Source organism: Reinekea sp. G2M2-21 (genome assembly GCF_015687175.1).
In the GTDB taxonomy this organism is placed as follows: domain Bacteria; phylum Pseudomonadota; class Gammaproteobacteria; order Pseudomonadales; family Natronospirillaceae; genus Reinekea.
Genome location: NZ_JADPQG010000004.1, coordinates 398,897 through 421,954, shown reverse-complemented (window position 1 = coordinate 421,954; position 23,058 = coordinate 398,897). Strand labels below are relative to the sequence as shown.

Genomic DNA, 23,058 nt, shown 5'->3' with positions numbered 1-23,058 from the left:
TCCCAGCAGATTAAACGAAAGTCTTTTTGACATGACGTTGATGCTGGGTATGCTTGACCTAACAGCTTCTGAGGAATTGCACGACTTTGAACAACCCATCTGTTGAAGACAGGCCCGTTGCCGATACACCAACCCGTCTGTTCACTCTCGAACCTGATCACCCTCAACGACTCGCCTCATTATGCGGTCTGGCCAACGATAATTTAAAGCAGATAGAAAGCCGGTTGGATATCCGAATCCGGAATCGTGGCAATCAATTCCAACTGGAAGGTGAAGCAGAACAAATTGTTACTGCTGAAGACATCATCAAGCGGCTTTATCGAGAGACAAAAGGTGGCAAAGATCTGCCACCCGACACAGTGCACCTGTTTCTGCAGCCCGCCGAAGTTTCGCGCGTTCAACAGTCGCGGGAAGAAGGCAAGTTACACGAAGATAAGTTGTACGTTGTCCACACGCCAAAATTAGTTGTTCGACCCCGCGGCACGAACCAAAAGCGTTACGTACACAATGTGCTGAATCACGATATCAATTTCGGGATTGGGCCAGCAGGGACCGGTAAAACGTACCTCGCGGTTGCCTGTGCCGTACAGGCACTTCAGCAAGATCAGGTGAAACGCATTCTTCTGGTGCGCCCAGCCGTTGAAGCGGGTGAGAAACTGGGTTTCCTGCCGGGCGATCTGAGTCAGAAAGTCGACCCCTATTTGCGACCGTTGTACGATGCACTTTATGACATGCTGGGCTTCGAAAAAGTCGATCGAATGATTGAGCGTAATATCATCGAAGTGGCTCCTTTAGCCTATATGCGGGGCCGCACACTCAGTCACAGCTATATTATTCTTGACGAAAGCCAGAATACCACCCGAGAGCAGATGAAAATGTTCTTAACCCGTATCGGCTTTGGCTCCACCGCTGTCATAACCGGCGACCCAACTCAGATAGACCTACCCAAAGGTCAAGCTTCTGGTCTCAGACATGCTCTGGAAGTCCTGGAACAAGTACCCGGTATCAGCTTTACGCATTTCCAGTCGGGCGACGTCGTCCGACATCCGCTAGTGCAACGAATTGTGGACGCTTACGAAGCAAACGAATAATGACGAGCATCGATATCGATTTACAACAGGCAAGTCAGCACGCTGACATTCCTCAAGCCGACATGTTTGCCTTGTGGGTTAAGGGCGCACTAAAAAATTTCCGTGAGAACGCAGAACTGAGTATCCGCGTCGTCGATGAGACGGAAAGCCAATCGCTCAATGCGCAGTATCGGGGCAAAGACAAACCCACCAATGTACTATCGTTCCCGTTCGATGCCCCCCCTGGCATCCCCGCCAGCGAAATAAATCATCTACTGGGCGACCTGGTCATCTGTGCTCCGGTCGTTGCGAGAGAAGCGATTGAACAGAATAAGCTAGCCGAGCATCACTGGGCTCACATGGTCATACATGGGACCTTGCATCTGCTCGGTTTTGACCATATTAATGACGACGAAGCATTAGAAATGGAACAACTGGAAAGGGATATTCTTGCCGAATTAACTATCCCTGATCCATATTTTGGCGAACATGAGGATTTAATCGAGCCATGAGCGACGAACGACCGACGAGTAGAAGCCCCGGTAAAAAGTCATTTTTTGAACGACTGGGCGATGCTTTTACCGGGGAACCTAAAGATCGAGAGGAACTACTCGCAATTGTGCAGGAAGCGCACCAAAACGACATTCTGGATGATGATTCATTACGCATCATTCAAGGTGCCATGAATGTGTCTGATCTTCACGTCCGGGACATCATGATCCCCAGGTCACAAATGGTCAGTCTCGATCATGATGAAACCATCAAAGAGTGGACTGCCAAGATCGTGGCTTCAGGCCATTCCCGATTCCCGGTTCTCGGTGAGAACCCAGATGAAGTCATCGGGGTTTTGCTGGCGAAAGACATGTTATCGTTGAGCCTAAAGACCGATTTCAACGAGGCTGAAATGCAAAAGCAAGTCCGTGAAATTGTCCGCGATGTGAACTTCGTTCCGGAAAGCAAACGGGTTAACGTATTGCTTCGTGATTTCCGCAAAAACCGCAATCACATGGCCATCGTGATTGATGAATATCGCGGCATCTCAGGACTGGTAACCATCGAGGATGTTCTGGAAGAGATTGTGGGTGAAATCGAAGACGAACACGACGATGAATCCATTTCCAATATATATTCGAACGGTGCCGGCGCTTTTATCGTGCAAGCGCTCACACCGATCGATGATTTCAATGAGCACTTCGCGACGAACTTCAGCGATGAAGAGTTCGACACCATCGGAGGCATTGTCATGCATGAATTCGGACGCGTACCGAAGCGTGATGACACCATTACCCTCGGTGATCTAGTCGTCCGTGTCACAACGGCCGATAACCGCAGGGTACGGGCTTTTGAAGTCAGTGTCGCTGGATAATCCACCAGAAAAATGTAAAAAAGGCTTCATATGAAGCCTTTTTTCGTCAAATCCAATGTCTATAGTCAAAACATTCAGTCAGGTAAATTCTCAACACAAATCAAAAACTAAAGCGACTTTTTTGAGAATGGCTGGGTCAACAAAATCAAACGCGGTAGTAATGTTAACGAACCCATTAAGGCGATTGCCATCGCCAATGCGGTCAATAACCCGAAATAAATGGTCGGTTTAAAATTCGACAATGCCAGAATAGAAAACCCCATGATGATGGTTATGGATGTGTAGAAAATCGCCTTCCCAATGGATTCATGACTGCGCTTGAGCGCGCGAGCATAGTTCCCATCGATTTCAAATTCACTTTTGTAACGCACGATATAATGGATGGTGTTATCGACCGCTATACCAATGGTGATACTGGCAATGGTAATGGTCATAATGTCCAGCGGAATCCCCAACCACCCCATAACGCCAAGTACCAGCAAAGCTGCAAGAAGGTTCGGAACGAGCGCAATGGCCGCGACTTTCCAGCTTTGAAACAACACCAAAAACATTAATAATATACCAACAAACACCGCACTTAAGGTCAGGATCTGCGAACTGAACAGACTCTGCAGCATGTTGTTATACAGTACCATCATACCGGTAAGTTGTACTCGATCAGGCGCAAAACCTAGCTCATTCTCAAAGTCAGACTGCATCCGTTTTAACAACGCATCCCGTTGTAAGCCTTGCATCGAATCGAGAATGCGTACACTGACCCGAGCTTCATTGTTCGCTACGGACACATAAGGGTCGACGACGATCGCACGAAATTCCTGAGGAATAACCGAATACAATAACGCCAACTGAATATTGGTCAGTGGTTGTCCATCGTTGAATTCTTCCGCTATCTCAATCATCGTCGCCAAAGAAATTACCTTACCGGTCTCAGGCAGGCTGTCCAGATAACGATGAAGTCTTTTAATTTCTTCAACCTTATCCGTGGTAAACCAATATTTATCTGGGTCGTCTTCACCAACAAAATCATCTTCAAATGAGCCGATTCCACCTTCTTCCATCGCCAGAAAATCTTCCGTCACAAACTCGTCACTGAAATCGTCAGAAAAATCGTCGCTAAAGTCATCAACAAACTCGTCTGAACTGGCTTCTTCCCAGGCATCTTCATTTACAACGCCTGACGAATCACGGAGGGAGGGGCCATCCTCATTAACGAATTCTTCGAGTCCATCACTAAAATGTAGAATAACTTCCAGTGGCGTCGTCCCCCCAAGGCGCTGATCGATAACCGTCATACCTTGGTATATCTCCGTTTTTTCATCGAAATAATCGATAAAACTGTTTTCGACAATCAGCCTGGAGGCGCCGATTACAGTAAATGCTGTAAGAGCGAGACTGCTTAACAAAATCAGCTGGCCATTGCGTAGGGTGAACTTAGCCATCATTTTGGTTAAGGGGCCGCCCTTACGTTCTTCACCGGTACGGCGATCTTTGCCCAGCAGCATTAACATGGCAGGAAAGAGAATAAAGGTCATCGTGAAGGCAACACAGATTCCCACGGTCATCATCCAACCAAAATTAATCACTGGACGAATCCCACTGGCGATCAACGAAACAAATGCCACCCCCGTTGTCAGTGTCATATACACACAAGGAATGGCAATTCGCCGAATAGTAGTCACTACGAGCTCACGTTGATCCCAATAAGGATGCTGTCGCAACAGCTCTCGGTAGCGTACAACCAGATGAATATTCATGGACAGCGTCAGAATAAGCAGCAGTGAAATGAAGTTGCTTGAAATAACGGTCACTGGCCACTGCCACCACCCCAAGACTCCCAGCATGGCAACGACCACAGCGCTGGAGCAGAGTAACGGCAACGCGACCCAACGAATCTGACGAAAAATAACGGCCAGTGTCACAATAATCAACAAAAATACGGCTGTACCAAAAATCAACAAATCACTTCGGACAAATTGAATGATATCGTCTGCAATCATGGGTACCCCGCCAAGGTGTAATTCACCGTAGGATTGGTAGCGACCCATAATTTCCCGGATCTGTTCAATATCCTTATGCAACAATGCGGCGGTTTCTGAGTTATGCTCGAAGATGAGCTGCTCAACTAACTTCAGCTGCACATCAGCACCGGATTCCGGCTGCAGTTCAGCTTGCATACGCAACTCGCGCCGCATATTAAGCAAGTTCGCTTTGGTTTCATCAATCGGGAAATTGATCTGCAGGGCGGTCGTATTCTCATCCAGATTTAGTAATAGATTCACATACAGAGGGCTATTAGCGAGCTCACTTCGAGCCATGGCAATATCTGCTGCTGGATCTTCAAGAGTCTTGATATTGGAAACCAACTCTGACATCGGGACGGGAGGATTCGACAATAGCGGCACATCCATGACGGTCACCACAGACTCTACCCGCTTGATGGTGCGTAGTTCGTTACGCAAAGCAGTCAGTTTGGAAAGCGCTTCGTCACTGAACAGTGGCTGATTCGGCGTAAAGGTTAAAACTAAAAATTCCTGAGACCCGTAACGATCCGATATTTCCCGGAAATATTCCAGAGATTGATCATTTTCCAATAATAGACTTTCGGCGCTCGCGTCCAGCGTAAAATGGCGAGCTTGAATCCCGAGCAAGATAAGCACCAAAACCACCCAGAAAAACAACCAATGAGACCTCTCTTCGATCAGTGTTTCGTAGTACCGCTGCACTTTTCCGAGCATGCTTTAAATCCTTTTCATCATTGGGTCTTTCTTGAATTTAACCGAACTGTCACATTGCAGCAGCCAGTATATAGCCCTGCTATACCGGTTTCACCTAATCGATACGATCAACGCATCCATTGCGAACGCGCGCTACCTAAACGAGAGATTTCCCTTTTGAAGTGCAAGAATTTTCGGCAATGGCACCACACTCGGAAAGCCTCCCAGCATGATACCAAGAATATGTTATGTCACGAGGTGAGCGTGGACCTTAACCGAAACCAACGAGGTACGAGTTTACAATACTGTTCATATCGACCGCCAAACGCTTTGACCAATTGCTTTTCTTCGACCCGGATATAGGAAGTTCGGAGTATAAAAACAAACAGTGCGACCACCAACCAAGGGGTTACGCTACCAACCCATAAAGCCAAACCAGCAATGATCAACACCAGACCAAGATACGCAGGGTTTCTGGAAAATCGGTAAACACCGCTAGTCACCAGAATACCTGCGTTTAAATTGTATTCACCATTGTCATTGATGACACCTTTTTGCCGCAACTCCTTGTCTGCCATCAGGTTCAATGCAGCACCGATCACAATGGGTATGAGGGCGACAAAATTCAGTGGATAATGCAGCACAATAGCGCCAGGACGCAGGAAATGCACAGCAAACACTCCCAGCATCATCAACAGCCCTATTGCTGGCGGGAGGATGGGCGGGCGTTCAGACATAATAATAACTCAACAAGATTTAACTCAGTGTAAATTTCCAGACGCTTAAATTCAGCGGTCAAAAGTCACGAGACCCGAAATTCAATGAGAAGATAACCTCTGGCAAGACTGATAGACGTGACAGGTCACTACATGATCATTCACCATACCAACAGCCTGCATGAACGCATAACAGATAGTAGGACCCACAAAACTGAATCCCAGTTTTTTCAGAGCTTTTGACATAGCTTTACTTTGCTCTGTCTCCGCAGGTATGTCTTTCAAACGGCGAAATGCATTGTCGCGAGGTGAGTGGTCGACAAAAGACCAGAGAAACTCACTGAAATCGCCTCCAGCCTGTTCAAATGCCAGCAGAGCCCGCGCATTATTTATCAGCGACTGGATCTTTAGCTTGTTGCGGACGATACCGGCATTCTGCATCTGAGTCAGCACGTCATTTTCGGTCATCGCAGCCATCTTCTCGGGGTTAAAGTTAAAAAACGCCGCTTCATAGTTAACTTGTTTGCGCAGGATGGTAATCCAACTTAAACCTGCTTGCTGCCCGTCTAGGCACAGCTTTTTGAACAGTTCCGTACGGTCATATTCAGGTCGCCCCCAAACCGTATCATGATAGTGTTGATATTGCGGATCCTCACCACACCAGCCACAGCGTTCCATAGTCGCTCCTTACATTATCACCAGATTATCGCGGTGTATCAGCTCGGGCTCATTCAGATAACCGAGAATGGCCTCGATCTGATGCGTCGATGACCCGATAATTTTTGCTGCCTCCAGGGCATCGTAATTAATCAGTCCTCGCGCAACCACAGTTCCTGCTTCCGATTTAACCGACACACATTCGCCCCGTTGAAAATGACCGGACACTGCTTTGACGCCAACAGCAAGTAGACTTTTGCCCTGACTACGCAATGCATGTATTGCCCCCTCATCGATTACAATCTCACCCTTCATTTGCAGATGACCCGCCAGCCATTGTTTACGTGCTGCGATGGGTTCCAGGTCTGGCACCAGTCGGGTACCAACTGATTCGCCGTGTCGAAGACGAGTCAGTACATTGTCAATTCGGCCCCCGGCAATTACGGTCACCGCGCCCGACCGGGCTGCTAATTGTGCTGCTCGGACCTTCGTTGCCATGCCACCACGACCCAGTTTGCCACCACCACCGGCGACTTCGACAAGCTTCGGATCCGTCGCATTCGCCATTTCTATCAGCGATGCGGCTGGATTATGGCGTGGATCCGCATCGTACAATCCGTCCTGGTCAGTCAACAGAATCAAAGCGTCCGCCTCGACGAGGTTTGCAACCAAAGCACCGAGGGTGTCATTGTCGCCAAAGCGAATTTCGTCTGTGGTGACCGTATCATTCTCGTTTACAATGGGAACCACAGGCATATGCAACAAGGCCCGCAAAGTGTTGCGTGCATTCAGATAGCGCTTGCGATCCGAGAGATCCTCATGAGTCAGCAAGATCTGAGCGGTATGCAATTGCGACTGCTGAAATAGATCTTCATAGGTCTGGACTAACTTGGTTTGCCCGACAGCTGCAGCCGCTTGCAGTAATTCCATGGTGTCGGGACGATCGGTCCAACCCAGCCTTGCCATACCCGCGGCCACGGCACCCGATGACACCAACACGATCTCTATACCGCGTTGCTTTAACTCAGCCATTTGCACAACCCATTGCGCAATACGCTCAACATCCAGTCCCTGCCCATCATTCGTCAACAGGGCAGAACCAATTTTTACGACCCAACGTTTTCCATGAGTCAACGAGGCCTTACTCAATTCGTTTTTCAAGGTAGATTCCCGACAGCCTTTCTGAGGCAAGAGTTTAGATGAATCACTGCAGAACAAAAACGGCGACTTACGCAGAACTTTATTTCAATTTCCCAACAACGTCACCAGGCTTAACTGCGTGTAATTTGCTTAACCGAGAAATATCCGATATCCCAATCAAAAAAAGGTGCCTCTGGCACCTTTTTGTCAACAAGCTATCCGATTAAGGCTCGTAGATAACCTCAACATCGTAATCATCGTCGTCGTCATCCTCACCGGCTGCACGGGCTGCGGCTCGGGCCGCTTTGCGCCGGGAGGACAGCAGTTCAATACGATCACGAGCTTCGGTCTCAACTTGCGCACGCATATCTTCGTCTTCTTCCGCTAACTCAGGGTTCTCTGCCAGTTCGCGATTACGATTTTCCAACCAAGTCATCAAATCACTGGCCAATTCTGCAGTACCCAGCTTTGCCATGGCGGAAATGACATACACAGGTCCCTGCCAATCCAACGCATTGATGACAGATTCCACTAACGCATCGCGCTCGTCTTCTGGTACCAAGTCGATCTTATTCAACACCAACCAACGCTCACGCAGCGCCAATGTAGGACTGAAGGCTTCCAGTTCATTGGCAATGGCCAACGCATTGTCAGCCGGGGTCGATTCATCAAACGGGAACATATCAACAATGTGCAATAACACACGAGTACGCACCAAATGCTTAAGGAAGCGGATACCTAAGCCGGCGCCATCAGAGGCGCCCTCAATCAATCCTGGGATATCGGCCATCACAAACGAACGCAGCTCGTCAACTCTCACTACACCCAGGTTGGGCACCATTGTAGTAAAGGGATAATCTGCAACCTTCGGTTTTGCTGCACTGACCGAGCGAATCAGCGTTGACTTACCGGCATTCGGCAATCCCAGCAACCCAACATCCGCCAATACTTTCAATTCAAACTTGATGTTGCGGCTTTCACCTTCCTTCCCCGGCGTTGACTGACGAGGAGCTCGGTTAGTCGATGATTTAAAGCGTGTATTACCCAGACCGCGGGCGCCGCCTTCGGCAACTTTGAATGTTTCGCCATGGTGCTTAAGATCCACCAGAACTTCATCCGTATCGACATCTATGACCGTCGTACCAACTGGCACGACTAACGTCGTGTCTTTACCGCCGCGGCCAGTCATATCTGACCCCATACCCTGCTGGCCATTTTCAGCCTGAAAACGCCGGGTATATCGATAATCGATCAGCGTGTTGACGTTTTCATCCGCTCTAACCCAGACACTGCCACCGAAACCACCGTCTCCGCCATCAGGACCGCCCTTTGCAATAAATTTTTCACGGCGGAAACTGACACAGCCCTTACCGCCCTTGCCCGCTTCAACTGCAATGGTGGCTTCATCTACAAACTTCATAGTGTCTAACTCTTCATTAATCGTGTTTCAGTTTAGCTGAACTTATGGATATCTCTTTTCAATACTCATTAAGAACACTGACCTGCAAAAAAGGGATACCCATAAGATCGGCACTTCTGCCCTGTGGCAGTCTCTGTCTCTGTCCAAACAAAAAAGCCCCGCGTGAGCGAGGCTTTTTCTGGTTGCTGCGTAATTACGCTACGATGTTAACAAACTTACGATTGTTCTCACCTTTAACAACGAATTCTACCTTGCCGTCTGCTTTAGCGAACAACGTATGGTCTTTACCGATACCAACGTTGCTACCAGCGTGGAAACGAGTACCACGTTGACGAACAATGATTGAGCCTGCTGTAACAGTCTGACCACCAAAGGCTTTTACACCCAAGCGTTTGCTTTCAGAGTCACGACCGTTTCGGGTACTACCACCAGCTTTCTTGTGAGCCATGAGTTATCTCCGTTATGCCTTAATACCAGTAATTTTAACTTCGGTGAACCACTGACGGTGGCCCATTTGCTTCATGTGGTGCTTACGACGCTTGAATTTCATGATCTTCACTTTTTTGTGACGACCTTGAGCGATGATTTCAGCAGAAACCACAGCACCTTTCACAACTGGCTGTCCAATATTGAACTTGTCGCCATCTGCTACTAGTAATACTTTGTCAAAATTGATTGAAGCACCGGTTTCAGCTTCAATTTTTTCAAGCTTGAGCGTTTGCCCTTCGCTTACGCGGTATTGCTTACCGCCAGATACGATTACAGCGTACATGTAATTCTCCAAAATTAGTCGTTAACCGATCCTGTTTTCCATTTCTACCTGCTTCTAAAGGCGACGCCTACGCTGTTGGCACCCTATGGCAGGGAATGATGCACTCCGATCGGGCGGCAGATAATACGGATTTGCCCTCATCGATGCAAGTCGTTTTTTGACCACCTTGACAGCCTCCTGCCAGCACCCTAGCATCACGCGCAAAAGCCACTTACAGACACCTCGTTCAATGGACCAAAAAGCCGTATTTCAGACCGTTGCCAGCGACTTTGACGCCGTCAATAAAACCATTCATGAACAACTCGCTTCCAACGTCCCCATGGTCGAAAAGGTCGCAGAACACATTATTGACAGTGGTGGCAAGCGCCTTCGGCCGATGCTGGTGCTATTAAGCGGCGGATTAGCCGGTACAATAGATACACGACACCACCTGTTAGCTTCTATTATCGAGTTCCTGCATACCGCAACATTGCTGCATGACGACGTTGTTGACAAATCCGACATGCGGCGCGGCAAACCAACCGCCAATGCCAATTGGGGGAACTCTCCCAGCGTTCTGGTTGGCGACTTTCTGTATGCCCGTTCTTTTGAGATGCTGGTCAAGCTGGGCAATCTGGATGTTATGGCACGGCTCTCCGCAACCACCCGGGTAATCGCCGAAGGTGAAGTGATGCAATTAATGAATATCAAAAACCCGAATACCTCTGAACAGCAGTATATGGAGGTCATTACCGGTAAGACAGCGATACTGTTCCAAGCCTCCGCCGAGACAGCCGGCGTTATTTCAGGTTATACACCGGAACAGAATCAAGCGCTGGCGGATTACGGCCTCAATCTGGGGTTAGCCTTCCAACTGATTGACGATGTCCTAGACTACGCTGGAGACTCACAAACCTTGGGTAAAAATGTCGGTGACGATTTAGCCGAAGGAAAACCCACACTTCCGCTGATACATGCGATGGAACACGGTACGGAAGAAGATAGATCCATCATCCGCGAATGCATTCGAAAAGGCGGTTTGGTGCATTTAGATACCGTACTCGACATCATCAAACGCACAGAGTCGCTCGAATATGTTACGACCAAAGCGGAACAGCACGCACAACAGGCGAAGGAATGCTTAAACCAATTCAGTGACTGCTCGTATAAATCCGCTATGTTAGCCTTGGCCGATCTGGCGGTTGCCCGTAACAGTTGATGCAATGGGCTGCTCAGACTGAGCAGGCCCGCTCAATCAAAATCCACTAACGGTCTGCCCCTTTGGCAACCTGACCGTTAACAAAAGCCTGCAACGCCAGAAAATCAATATCTGAGACAAACTTGAATTCAATCCCATATGCGGCGGTACTGTTGGCCAACTCAAAGCGATCCAACTCGGCCCGGATTACAGCTTCGATTGAAATCAGCCGCGTAACATGACCAATGACAACCTTACCACTGATCAGAATCTGATCACCAATAGCACCCACAGGATCTACGGACTCCAATCGAGCACCCGTTGTCGACAAGTCGACAATGGCACCGAAGGTTCGCTCCCAGGTTGCATCTGATTGATTGACGATCGACACCTGAAGATTTGCCAATACGCGTTCAGACTTACGTACCGTACCGACCTCCACTTGCGTCGGCCAACCCAGATGCAGATAGTGCAATGGCGTGGTACAGATGTGCACGACCTGGCTACGAAAGGCGCATGCTACCTTGTGTGCAAAAAAACGGCATATCAATGTCTGCTCTTTGCGCAGCAATAAAGGCCGATTTTCACCCAACATTGGCGTAGTTACCAGCACTGAACGCCCCGGAACCATACCAATGAAGGTACCCTTGTGACGTCGCCCATCACCACCTTCAACCTCAAGGTTTATGTTCAATCCTGCTGCGAGGCGCATTTTGCTGAGATCATTTGAGGCCATTACACGCCGTCACCTTAATACGTTTTGTAAGATAGATCGGACAGAACGCCCGATTCTTGAGTGCTTTCAGCCGTGAGACGAAAACTTTTCTTTCAATACATCATGAATACTTCGACGCCAGGGACGTTGCTTAATCCCAAAGGTCGACAATATTCTCTTACATCCAAGTTCATAGTTTTCCAATTCGTTGACCGCATCAATCATGCCTGGGCTATTGCCCTCTTCAAGGCTTTCAACCTTCACTTCGGTCATTGACTTCACAACAGTTATGACTGTTTTTGCGAACGTATGCATGGTGCACGCGTCACTATCGGCATAGTGATACACACCCCACAATTCAGGTTCCGCGCCGCAGTCGACCTGTTCGGCCATCGCAACCAAAACCTTAGCCGCCGTCATAGCATAGGTCGGGCACCCACGCAGATGACCTGACACCTTCAACGTTTCCAGCCGGACAGCAGCACCAACCAATTGAGTCAGATAGTTACCATCCTGTTCACTGAACAACCAACTGGCTCTTAACAAAACCGTTTTCGACCATCGCTCGACGACTTCCTGCTCAATATCGATATAGGTTCGGCCCAGGGCCGAATGAGCATCGGGCAAGTCAGTTTCCACATAGGCTCTTGAGCTTTTCCCCGCAAAGACAAGTCCGCTGGAAAGCTGAAACAGAGGCTTATGACATTGCGCACAAGCTTCAGCAATGCTGTTGGCCAGACCTAACCAGAACGGTAGATCAACGTCAGTACCTTCGGAAGGCTCTTCAAACAACACATTCACAACATAGCTACAGGATTGCGCAGCAGCAACGATCTTCCCAACCTCATCCGGTGATGCCAATTGCTCGGAAGAACAGGCTTGATAAGGTATTTGACGACTATCGAGGTACTGAATAAGTGATCGACCGACCTGACGATCGCTGCCGAGAATGAGGAAACTGAGAGAATCTGAAAAATCTGGCACAACACACCTAGCTGAATGAACGATGTCAGAATTATAGGCAGCTGCTAGCGAGAAGCACAGCGTTGAAGCAGGATATGGCAATTTGCCAACACCGATTTCTCCGTCGTTCTGCTGACTAGCCCTTGCTGAACTAAAAAAACCCGGTCTAAATCCGGGTCTTTTGGGTATTAATTTAGAATGAGAAACTTATCCTCAAAAAGGGATATCATCATCAAAGTCGTCAAAGCCACCTGGTGCTGGCTGAGCCGGTGGCGGTGTCTGCGTTGCCGGTTTCTGCTGAGGTTGGTTCGAGTAACCACCCGATTGCGGCTGATTAAAACCACCCTGAGCAGGTTGATTATAACCGCCCTGAGCAGGCTGATTGTAGCTACCCTGCTGAGGTGCCTGCTGCCCGAAGCCCTGATTACCACCGCCGTCATTTCGACCACCAATAAATTGCATTTCATTACCGACAATATCGGTTGAGTAGCGATCTTGACCGTTTTGATCTTGCCACTTACGAGTCTGCAAGCGACCTTCAATATAAACCATTGAGCCTTTACGCAGATATTGAGCAGCGTTTTCTGCCATACGTCCAAACAGTGTTATGCGATGCCACTCGGTATGTTCTTGCCGATTGCCCTGCTCATCAGCTCGGCCGATTTCATTGGTTGCTACATTCAAGTTCACAATTTGTGTGCCTGACGCAGTGGACCGGACTTCCGGATCCTGCCCGAGCCGACCCAAGATGATGACCTTGTTCACTGTACCCTTTGCCATAAACGTTCCTATCTGCTATTTCTCTAATCAATTAACTATCCTTGAGATTTACCCTAACCTCAAGGACAAATTCAGTTAGCCAACTGACTCGGTTGGCGTCGTTTGGGTCGATTTGACCGGTTTTACCAAACCCAACAATACAATCCAGACAATCTGTGCGCCAAACCCAACGGCGACAATCGGCAACAGCTGCTGATTCGCAAACAGCAGACCACCTACCATGCCACCTGCAGCCGCACCAATGAACTGCGCCGTTGCGAACACCCCCATCGCTGTGCCTCGGCTTTGCGCTTCAGCCTTGCGACTCAACAGCGAAGGCAATGTTGCTTCGATGAAGTTAAACCCCACAAAAAACAGCAACAATGCCAGCGCAGACGCAGCTCCAGCCTTCACACCGACCAGAGCAACCAGCGCAATGGAAATCAGCACTGCAGCCAAACGCAAAAATTTCACCTGAGCGTTGTTGCGCTCTGACAACATCATCATGGGTGCCATGCCTAAAAAGGCAATGATCATGACCGGAGCATATACCTGTCCGAGATCATCCGCCGCAAAACCGCGATCAACTAACACAATAGGCAAGGCGACAAACAACGCGGTCATGGTCATATGCAGCAAAAATACACCCAGACTCAAAATTAAGACATTTCCGTCTCGCAATACCTGGCCAATTTGAGACGCATGAAATTTACGCTCTTGATGAATCTGCAATCCGGGTACAGGAGGCAGCCACAACAGAACCAACATGCCCAGCAAAGCCAAACCTGCGGTAAACCAGAACAAGCCGGCCAAACCTCCGAAACCAGCAATCCAGGGACCTATCATCACGGCAACAACAAAAGAACTGCCAATAACAGCACCTACTATCGCCATTGCCTTGGAACGTTCGCTTTCGCGGGTATAGTCGGCCAACAGAGCGAGTACAACACTGGATATTGCACCGGCGCCTTGCAATGCACGACCAAACACCAGCCCCATCACATGAGTAGATAATGCAGCCACAATGCTGCCAACCAAAAATATAACCAGACCTAAGACTATCAGGGGTTTACGACCAAATCGATCCGACGCAGCCCCAAACGGAATCTGCAATAACGCTTGCGTAATGCCATAAATTCCCAGTGCCAAACCCAATGTCTGCGGCGATGCCTTCTCCAGATCCATGCCGTACAAAGACAACACCGGTAACACCATGAACAAACCGAGCATACGACTGGCGTAAAGCATTGCGAGCCCAGTCAGAGCTTTTCGCTCCACACTATTAAAAGCCATAGACAACAACGTAAAATATGAAATCGCGCGGATTCTATCAGACTCAGGTCAGTCACCATAGGCCATAATGAGTGTTGATCGCTAAACCTGACGACACTCAAAAAAAACCATTGCAAACTGTACATCCATACAGCACAATTTAGGCGCTTTTCGAATTCACGCACTCGAAACGCAGATCCAAACTTCAGATTTGTCAGTATGACACCCCAGCTTGCTGCCAATCTGAATTAGGCGGCGCAGACTTTCTGCAGCAGACAAGTCTGTGCCGCTGGATCTTATTGCCGAATTATGCTTTCTTTGCGCTTTTGTTTTCGCCAAATTTGAGGATGACATGGACAAAATTTCCGTCCAGGGTGCCCGTACCCACAACCTGAAGAACATTTCCATCGACATTCCACGAGATAAGCTGGTTGTTATTACCGGCCTATCCGGGTCGGGTAAATCCTCACTTGCTTTCGATACCCTGTACGCGGAAGGACAGCGGCGTTACGTTGAATCGCTATCGACCTATGCCCGACAATTCCTGTCGATGATGGAAAAACCAGATGTAGACCACATCGAAGGCCTATCGCCTGCCATATCTATCGAACAGAAAACCACCAGTCACAACCCACGCTCAACCGTTGGAACCACCACTGAAATTTACGACTATCTACGTCTGCTTTATGCTCGAGTCGGCGAGCCGCGTTGTCCTGAGCACGGTGAACCGTTGGAAGCACAGACCATCAGTCAAATGGTCGACCAGGTGATTGCGCTGCCGGAAGGCAGCAAACTGATGATGCTCGCACCACTGATCAGAGATCGCAAAGGTGAGCATTTACACATTTTTAATGAGCTAAAAGCACAAGGTTTTGTCCGCGTGCGCGTTGATGGCACCGTGATGGATCTGGACGAAGTTCCTGAACTGGATAAACGCAAGAAGCACAGCATTGAAGCGGTGGTTGATCGCTTCAAAGCCCGCGACGATATTCAATTGCGTTTGGCAGAATCGTTCGAAACCTGCTTAACGTTGTCTGGCGGAATTGCTCAAGTTGCATGGATGGATGGCGACGGCGAAGACCTACTGTTTTCAAATAAGTTTGCCTGCCCAATCTGTGGCTACGCGATTGCCGAACTCGAACCGCGAATGTTTTCATTCAACAACCCTGCTGGCGCTTGCGAAGAATGCGACGGTTTAGGTTTAAAGCAATATTTTGACCGAAATAAAGTTGTGCGAGACGTGCAACTGACATTGGCAGAAGGCGCCATCGCCGGGTGGGATCGGCGGGCTGTCTATTATTTCAGTCAGCTGAATTCTTTGGCTGAGCACTTTAACGTGGATCTGGACAAACCGTTTGAGAAGCTACCGAAAAAATTCCAGAAGGCCGTTTTAGAGGGCTCTGGGGATGTCGAAATAGACTTTAATTATGTCAATAGCCGTGGTGCCGTTTATAGCCGCACGCACACCTTTGAAGGCGTCATTCCGAATATGGAACGGCGCTACCGAGAAACGGACAGCAACTCTGTTCGCGAAGAGTTATCGAAGTATTTGGCGGAACAACATTGCCCTGCTTGCCATGGCAGTCGGTTGAAAGAAAGTTCGCGTCATGTTTTTGTCGACGGTGTAACCTTGCCTGAAGTTACGCGCATGTCGATTGCCGACGCCGTCCGTTATTATCACTCGCTGCAATTGTCTGGTAACAAAGCGCAGATCGCAGAAAAAATCCTTCGCGAAATTCTGCAACGATTGAGCTTCCTCGAAAACGTTGGTTTGGACTACCTGAGTCTCGACCGCAGTGCCGATACGCTCTCAGGCGGCGAAACGCAACGTATCCGCCTGGCCAGCCAGATTGGTGCCGGCTTGGTCGGCGTTATGTATATTCTTGACGAACCATCCATCGGCCTGCATCAACGCGATAATGATCGCCTGTTAAAAACCTTGACCGATTTGCGGGACCTGGGAAACAGCGTGCTGGTGGTTGAACACGATGAGGACGCTATTCGGATGGCAGACTGGGTTCTGGACATTGGACCAGGCGCTGGCGTCCATGGTGGTGAGATTATCGCTTCTGGTACACCAGAAAAAATCATGAAAACGAAAAACTCCCTTACCGGCCAATACCTCAGTGGCAAAAAGAAAATTGCTGTCCCCACTGAACGTGCGGTTAATGACCCAAAACGACAGTTAGTTGTGCGCGGCGCAAATGGAAATAACTTACAGAATGTTGATCTGTCGATTCCGGTCGGGCTGTTTACATGTATCACGGGTGTTTCAGGTTCTGGAAAATCGACGCTGATCAATCAGACTCTATACCCATTAGCGGCAACCGCACTGAATAAAGCGACAACCTTAACGGCCGCTCCACATAAAACTATTGAGGGTCTTCAACACTTTGACAAAGTCGTCGATATTGACCAAAGCCCAATCGGACGCACACCGCGTTCTAATCCGGCTACGTACACCGGCATTTTTACCGCCATACGGGATTTGTTTGCGGCCACTCAGGAATCACGTTCGCGAGGCTATGCCCCTGGTCGCTTCAGCTTTAACGTCAAAGGCGGCCGCTGCGAAGCTTGCCAGGGCGACGGTCTTATTAAAGTAGAGATGCATTTTCTGGCGGATATTTATGTTCCCTGCGATGTGTGCAGCGGCAAACGTTACAACCGGGAAACACTCGAGATTCGTTACAAGGGGAAAAATATCCATGAAGTTCTGGATATGACCATTGAAGATGGTCTGCAATTTTTTGATGCCATACCAGCCCTGCAACGCAAACTACAAACGTTGACCGATGTTGGTCTGTCCTATGTCAAATTAGGGCAAAGCGCGACAACTTTGTCCGGCGGTGAGGCTCAGCGGGTAAAACTGGCTCGTGAGCTGTCTAAGCGAGACACCGGCAGCACGTTGTATATTCTGGATGAACCGACAACAGGCCTTCACTTCCATGACATTAAGCAATTGCTTGAGGTACTGCATCGGTTAAGGGACAACGGTAATACTGTCGTCGTGATTGAGCATAATCTGGATGTGGTTAAAACTGGCGACTGGATTATCGATCTTGGACCCGAAGGCGGCGTTAAAGGTGGCAAGATTGTCTCTACGGGTTCGCCAGAAGATGTTGCTTTAGACAAAAAATCCGTCACCGGAAAATATTTGCGCCCGTTATTGGAGCGTCAATAAAATATGTTTGCCAGAATGTGTGTCCGTTGACAGCAGATGGACTGGCCTGTGCACGAGTTATTGCGAGCATCAGGCCACGCGCTTTCATTCAAGTCACCTACCAGAGTGACTTACCGCCGCCTCTATTCTGATCTAAACTAAAATCTTTCTTGGCGAGTAACCCGTTTTCTGTCTGCATCGATTAAACGCGATATGCAGATTGCTGCGCTGTGCCACTGTTAAACCGGAACACTATGAAAATGTCTCCAAGTTTTGCCTTGCCTGTGGTTGCGTTTATAACCGGGTTAGGAATGAGTTTTGTCTTACCGGTTATGGGCCTGTTCCTCATTGAAGGCTTATCCGTGCAACCGATGTATGTCGGGCTTTATACCATCGCTATGACCATTAGCGGCATTGTAGTCAGCCAGTTCCTCGGGCATCGAACGGACCGAGGCATGAACGCAAAAAAAATCTTTTTGGTTGCGACCAGTGCCCTTGTCTTCGCCACCTTTATCTACGCCAACGCCAACGCGTTCTGGCAAGTTCTTCTGGTCGGCATCTTACTGATGGGCATCGCCAGTGCCGCCCAACCCCAGCTCTTCACCATTATTCGCTGGTACGCTGACCGCCAGGGTAAAGCCGCGGTTAGCATCAACTCAAAAATGCGCTCCCTGATGTCCGCTGCCTGGATCGTCGGACCACCTATCGCATTTCTGCTGGTTGACGCATTTGGCTTCCAAGCGTCCTTCCTAGTGGCAACGGTTCTTGCCGTAATTGTGTTGATCTTTGGCTATGTTGCACTGCCGGATTTAAATGCGCAGCCATCTAACACAAAAGACAGCGCAACCCCTGAGCATGCTCAAAACACACCTGTCAGAAAGCCCGTTTATTCTGCAGCCCTTTGGCTGATGAGTGTTGCCATGGCCTTCGGTTTTTTGGCCAACAGTCTTTATATCACAGCAATTCCACTGTATTTGGTCAATGAAACCGAATTGCCAGGTTATACCGCGGGTATTTTAATGGGGCTGACCGCAGGGCTTGAAATCCCGTTTATGCTTATGGTTGGTCGTTGGAGCGCTCGTTTTGGAAAAATCAAACTCTTGCTGATTGCTGCAACCAGCGGCGCCATTTTTTACACAGCAACGTTATGCGTTACGACCTTCTGGTCTTTGATTGCTATTCAGGTATTTAACGGTATTTATTTTGGTATTTTTGCCGGTCTGGGAATAACTATCATCCAGGACCTGATGCCCGGGCAAACTGGCACAGCGTCGGCTCTTTACAGCAACCTGTTAAAAACCGGCTCCGTTATTGGAACGTCGTTGACGGGTATTATTGCCCAGGTTCTCACGTTCAAAGCAGTTTTTGTCGGCGCTCTCATCGCCATTCTGTGCATGATTATTCTGATGCTGGTTTATCGACGCCGACAAAATCAAGAGTATTTCTGAAACGCGAGGGCAACTCTGAGTAATTGCTATCTACCTCAGCGGGTGTAGAAATGGGCAAATTTCGAGGCAAGTTCTACGGACCATATTCATTATCTTGGCAAAGGACTTAACAAAGAAATTTGGCATTTCAGGTCCGCCCTTCGGGCCCTTCAGATCGATGACTGAGCATTGTTGTGTGTTTTTAAAAGGACTTGCCATTCTCGGCGACACACGCCTCGCTCATCCTTCAATCTGATAGGACTGAGGTGATTTGCATTAATCAGAGTTGCCCTAGTTAAAATCCAAGTTGAAAAGCCGTTGCATCTACCTAAATTCGCTCTATTCTGAAGCCACTGTCACGGCTTTGGACGCCGATGGGGTTAATAAATGTTTGAAACGTTCACATGACCTCATCCATCTGTAAACTAAGTACGTACTAAATGTCGTTTTACCCATAAAAAGAAGAGCAACTGACATGACACCCTCCCAGCAAAGCGATGTGCACATAGTGATTCCTGCCGCCGGTGCCTCCTCACGCTTAGGGGTAGCCAAACAAAACATTGCTGTGCACGATAAACCCCTGTGGCGTCATACGCTCGACAAGGCTTTGTCGTTGAACTGCCCGGTCAGTCTAGTGACAGGTTGTTGGTCTCCTAACGAATCAATTCCACAGGGTGTCAACCTATTGCACTGTCCCGACTGGCAACAAGGGTTGGGAAATTCCATCGCGTTTGGTGTTTCAAATATCGTACCACCGTCCAAAGGCTATCTTATCCTGTTGATTGACCAATGGCGCCTCACTGGCAAAGCTTTATATGAGTTTATGCAACAGTGGGATGGCAAGCAGATCCAAGTCGCTAAAGATCTCAAATACACCGGTCCACCGGTTCTTTTTCCAGCGCATTTCCGCCAACAGTTAAGCACGCTTTCCGGCACTAAAGGTGCTCAAAAATTATTACACGAACAACGCTGTCATGTGGTTGCCGTAAAAAATGCTCGGTGGGATCTGGATACCCCGCAGGATCTAACCACGATGCAAGAACTCATCAACTCGAATAAAGAAAAGGAAGAGCACTATGATCTCACTTAACGTGAATGGTAAAACCATGACTGTCGATGTTGAACCCGATACACCTTTGCTCTGGGTGGTCCGGGAGAATCTTGGCTTAACCGGGACCAAGTTTGGTTGCGGTATCGCACAGTGTGGCGCTTGTACCATGCTGATTAACGGACAGGCAACGCGAACCTGTGTGTTTCCTGTGTCTGCGGCGGAAGGGCTGGATATAACCACCATCGAAGGCTTGAGTGAAGCCAACGATCACCCCGTTCAACAAGCTTGGCAGGAACTCGAAGTGCCCCAATGTGGCTATTGCCAGTCAGGTCAGATTTTATCTGCGGTGAGCTTATTGAGCCAAAACCCAAATCCCAGCGATGAGGATATAAACATTCAAATGATGAACATCTGTCGTTGCGGTACCTACCCGCGCATCCGCAAAGCAGTGCATCGCGCGTCTGAATTGTGGAACAACGCGGCAGCAAATCTGGAGACAAAAGGAGCCAACGTATGAACACGCTTTCCCGACGCCAATTTTTGCAGTCATCCGCGGCGCTAACAGGGGTATCACTGTTGATTGGCTGCAGCTCCAATGGTCAGGTGATCGTACAACCCGGCGAGTCTGAAACCATCGACAACCAGCTTTGGCTCAGCGTCGCCAGCGACAACCACATCCAGATCACGGTACCGGCAGCGGAGATGGGTCAAGGTGTAAATACGTCCTGCGCAATGCTGATTTCTGAAGAGCTCGGCTGCGATTGGCAAAATATCAGCGTAAAAACAGCACCGTGGAATAAGGCATTCAACAATCCCACTTTCCGTATGCAAATGACTGGTGGATCAACGACGATTTCCGGCTATTGGAAACCACTACGCAAAGTAGGTGCAACGGCCCGGCACATGTTTTTGCAAGCTGCAGCCAACCGTTGGAATACTGATCCTTCAGCCCTACGCATCGACAATGGTTATGTTTTCAATGCCAACGGTGAACGACTTTCGTTTGGCGAACTCGTCACTGAAGCGTCGGCATTGGATGCACCCGAAGACGTCAGCTTAAAGCCCCTAAGCGAGCATCAGCTCATTGGCAAGTCAGTACCACGAATGGACACGCCACCAAAAACCGAAGGCAGTGCTGAATTCGGTATTGACGTGAATTTCGACGGGCTCAAGGTAGCAACCATTCAGCACGCACCCGTCCTGAACGCAACTGTCGACACATTCGATAAGCAGGCCGCGCTGGCCATTAAAGGCGTTGAAGACGTTGTGTTACTCGAACATGCAATTGCGGTCGTTGCTGATACGTATTGGCACGCCAAAATGGGGATTGCGGCGCTGAAGGCAACCTTTGCCGGCGGCGAAATCGATCTGGACGATGCTGCGGTCAAAGCGCATTTGGTGCAACAACTTGATGATGAACCCTTGCCGACCATCAAAGGCGCCGCAAAAACACACGACTTCGAATATGAAGTGCCCTATCTGGCCCACTCAACGCTGGAGCCAATGAATTGCACGGTAAAGCTAACTGAAGATCGATGCGACATCTGGGTGCCCAGCCAATCACAATCGCTCACGGGTCAGATTGCAGAAAAACTGACCGATCTCAAACAAGAACAGATACATGTGCATCTGACCTACTTGGGTGGTGGCTTCGGCCGACGGGGTGAAATCGATTTCGTTGCGGAGACCATCGAAATCGCCCAGGCTACCGGCAAACCCATCAAGCTGGTTTGGTCCCGCGAAGAAGATACCAGCAACGACTTCTACCGACCCACCGCACTCACGCGGTACCGAATCGGTGTTGACGAAAAAGGTTTGCCGATTGCCTGGCATAATCAGTTGGCCAGCCCTTCAATTTTCGAGCGCATCTTTAAACTCTTTGCGCCCGGTTTTATCAGCTGGGTCCCGTTTACCCGAATCATCGATGACCCGGTTGCGGTAGAGGGAATGAAGGAAGTTCCTTACGTGCTTGAACCGGATTTTGAGTATCTGAAATCAAAGTTGCCCGTCCCGGTGGGATTCTGGCGCAGTGTCGGAAACAGCTATTCCGCGTTTTTCACCGAAAGCGTCATCGACGAACTGGCGCATCTTGCTGGACAGGACCCCGTGCAGTACCGTCTTAATACCATGCACGATGAGCGAGCAAAAAAAGTGTTAAGCACCGCGGCTGATTTGGCGAACTGGGGTCGAAGCAACGTCCATCAAGGTGTGGCATTTCACAAATCATTTGGCTCCTACGTTGCACAGGTCGTTGATCTGACGATTGATGACAATAAAGTGATTACATTACACAAAGTCACCATTGTGATAGATAGCGGCATTGTCGTGAATCCGGATACCGTTGAAGCGCAAATGGAAGGCGGCATGATTTTCGGACTGGTTGCCGCAGCGGAAGGGGAGATTAATTTCAAAAACGGGGAAAACGTACAGAAAAATTTTGACACTTATCCGATGCTCAGGATGTATCAAACGCCCAATATTGTGGTCAAACTTCTGCCCAGCGGTGACGCTCCTGGCGGCGTTGGTGAGCCCGCGACCCCCCCCATTGCGCCAGCGCTGACGAACGCTATCTTTGCCGCCACCGGCGAGCGAATTCGCAGTTTGCCGATCCGGAAAGCTGGCTACTCAATCGGTACGCGTGTAAATACCTGATACGAAAAAGGGCGACCAATAGGTCGC

At 49.1% G+C, this 23,058-nt stretch carries 20 protein-coding genes; 9 read left to right on the top strand and 11 right to left on the bottom strand.

Annotated elements, in window-relative coordinates:
- Positions 1-86: 86 nt before the first annotated feature.
- The 3 genes from IYN85_RS17040 to IYN85_RS17030 are packed head-to-tail and all read left to right on the top strand — an operon-like array spanning position 87 to position 2,436.
- Positions 87-1,091, top strand: coding sequence for a PhoH family protein (locus IYN85_RS17040; protein ID WP_196160119.1), 1,005 nt, complete (start codon positions 87-89; stop codon positions 1,089-1,091).
- Positions 1,091-1,582, top strand: a complete 492-nt coding sequence (gene ybeY, locus IYN85_RS17035; RefSeq protein WP_196160118.1) for an rRNA maturation RNase YbeY — start codon at positions 1,091-1,093, stop codon at positions 1,580-1,582. The genes IYN85_RS17040 and ybeY overlap by 1 nt, the downstream gene beginning before the upstream one ends.
- A complete protein-coding gene (locus IYN85_RS17030; RefSeq protein ID WP_196160117.1) occupies positions 1,579-2,436 on the top strand; it encodes an HlyC/CorC family transporter in 858 nt (285 codons plus the stop codon). The genes ybeY and IYN85_RS17030 overlap by 4 nt, the downstream gene beginning before the upstream one ends.
- Before the next feature lie 107 nt (positions 2,437-2,543).
- Here IYN85_RS17030 and IYN85_RS17025 read toward each other — a convergent pair whose 3' ends face one another.
- From IYN85_RS17025 to rplU, 7 genes are all read right to left on the bottom strand, one after another.
- On the bottom strand, positions 2,544-5,171 hold the full coding sequence (locus tag IYN85_RS17025; protein ID WP_196160116.1) for an RND family transporter: 2,628 nt from the start codon (positions 5,169-5,171) through the stop codon (positions 2,544-2,546).
- Between the two features lie 230 nt (positions 5,172-5,401).
- Positions 5,402-5,887, bottom strand: a complete 486-nt coding sequence (locus IYN85_RS17020; protein WP_196160115.1) for an isoprenylcysteine carboxylmethyltransferase family protein — start codon at positions 5,885-5,887, stop codon at positions 5,402-5,404.
- Positions 5,888-5,968: 81 nt separating this feature from the next.
- Positions 5,969-6,544 (bottom strand): DNA-3-methyladenine glycosylase I, encoded by a 576-nt coding sequence (locus tag IYN85_RS17015; RefSeq protein WP_196160114.1) that lies wholly within the window; start codon positions 6,542-6,544, stop codon positions 5,969-5,971.
- 9 nt (positions 6,545-6,553) lie between these two features.
- Positions 6,554-7,684 carry a glutamate 5-kinase gene (gene proB / locus IYN85_RS17010; protein WP_230390802.1) on the bottom strand — a complete coding sequence of 377 codons (1,131 nt, stop codon included), beginning with the start codon at positions 7,682-7,684 and terminating at the stop codon, positions 6,554-6,556.
- Between the two features lie 202 nt (positions 7,685-7,886).
- Positions 7,887-9,083: an Obg family GTPase CgtA gene (gene cgtA / locus IYN85_RS17005; RefSeq protein ID WP_196160113.1), complete on the bottom strand. Its 1,197-nt coding sequence runs from the start codon at positions 9,081-9,083 to the stop codon at positions 7,887-7,889.
- Between the two features lie 193 nt (positions 9,084-9,276).
- Entirely contained in the window at positions 9,277-9,531 is a 255-nt protein-coding gene (rpmA, locus tag IYN85_RS17000; protein ID WP_196160112.1) for a 50S ribosomal protein L27, read from the bottom strand.
- Positions 9,532-9,543: 12 nt separating this feature from the next.
- Positions 9,544-9,855, bottom strand: a complete 312-nt coding sequence (gene rplU / locus IYN85_RS16995; protein ID WP_196160111.1) for a 50S ribosomal protein L21 — start codon at positions 9,853-9,855, stop codon at positions 9,544-9,546.
- Between the two features lie 229 nt (positions 9,856-10,084).
- On the opposite strand from rplU, the gene IYN85_RS16990 reads away from it, so the two are divergent.
- The gene (locus tag IYN85_RS16990; RefSeq protein ID WP_196160110.1) at positions 10,085-11,053 is read left to right on the top strand and encodes a polyprenyl synthetase family protein; all 969 of its coding nucleotides are present in this window, start codon (positions 10,085-10,087) and stop codon (positions 11,051-11,053) included.
- Between the two features lie 46 nt (positions 11,054-11,099).
- Here the strand turns inward: IYN85_RS16990 and IYN85_RS16985 are convergent, their stop codons facing one another.
- The 4 genes from IYN85_RS16985 to IYN85_RS16970 all read right to left on the bottom strand — a co-directional run bounded on the left by IYN85_RS16985 (position 11,100) and on the right by IYN85_RS16970 (position 14,762).
- On the bottom strand, positions 11,100-11,768 hold the full coding sequence (locus tag IYN85_RS16985) for a flagellar brake protein (protein WP_196160109.1): 669 nt from the start codon (positions 11,766-11,768) through the stop codon (positions 11,100-11,102).
- A gap of 66 nt (positions 11,769-11,834) precedes the next feature.
- Positions 11,835-12,731, bottom strand: coding sequence for a sugar nucleotide-binding protein (locus IYN85_RS16980; protein WP_196160108.1), 897 nt, complete (start codon positions 12,729-12,731; stop codon positions 11,835-11,837).
- A gap of 192 nt (positions 12,732-12,923) precedes the next feature.
- Complete coding sequence (locus tag IYN85_RS16975; RefSeq protein WP_196160107.1) at positions 12,924-13,490, bottom strand: single-stranded DNA-binding protein; 567 nt, start codon at positions 13,488-13,490, stop codon at positions 12,924-12,926.
- Between the two features lie 75 nt (positions 13,491-13,565).
- Complete coding sequence (locus tag IYN85_RS16970; protein ID WP_196160106.1) at positions 13,566-14,762, bottom strand: MFS transporter; 1,197 nt, start codon at positions 14,760-14,762, stop codon at positions 13,566-13,568.
- A gap of 331 nt (positions 14,763-15,093) precedes the next feature.
- Here IYN85_RS16970 and uvrA point away from each other — a divergent pair, with 331 nt between their 5' ends.
- The 5 genes from uvrA (at position 15,094) to IYN85_RS16945 (ending at position 23,031) form a co-directional block, all read left to right on the top strand.
- Positions 15,094-17,922 (top strand): excinuclease ABC subunit UvrA, encoded by a 2,829-nt coding sequence (uvrA, locus tag IYN85_RS16965; protein ID WP_196160105.1) that lies wholly within the window; start codon positions 15,094-15,096, stop codon positions 17,920-17,922.
- Between the two features lie 233 nt (positions 17,923-18,155).
- Positions 18,156-19,349, top strand: coding sequence for a sugar efflux transporter (locus IYN85_RS16960; protein WP_196160104.1), 1,194 nt, complete (start codon positions 18,156-18,158; stop codon positions 19,347-19,349).
- Positions 19,350-19,803: 454 nt separating this feature from the next.
- Positions 19,804-20,418: an NTP transferase domain-containing protein gene (locus IYN85_RS16955; RefSeq protein ID WP_196160103.1), complete on the top strand. Its 615-nt coding sequence runs from the start codon at positions 19,804-19,806 to the stop codon at positions 20,416-20,418.
- Positions 20,405-20,896 (top strand): (2Fe-2S)-binding protein, encoded by a 492-nt coding sequence (locus tag IYN85_RS16950; protein ID WP_196160102.1) that lies wholly within the window; start codon positions 20,405-20,407, stop codon positions 20,894-20,896. The genes IYN85_RS16955 and IYN85_RS16950 overlap by 14 nt, the downstream gene beginning before the upstream one ends.
- On the top strand, positions 20,893-23,031 hold the full coding sequence (locus tag IYN85_RS16945; protein ID WP_196160101.1) for a molybdopterin cofactor-binding domain-containing protein: 2,139 nt from the start codon (positions 20,893-20,895) through the stop codon (positions 23,029-23,031). Before IYN85_RS16950 ends, IYN85_RS16945 begins: the two co-directional genes overlap by 4 nt.
- Positions 23,032-23,058: the final 27 nt, after the last annotated feature.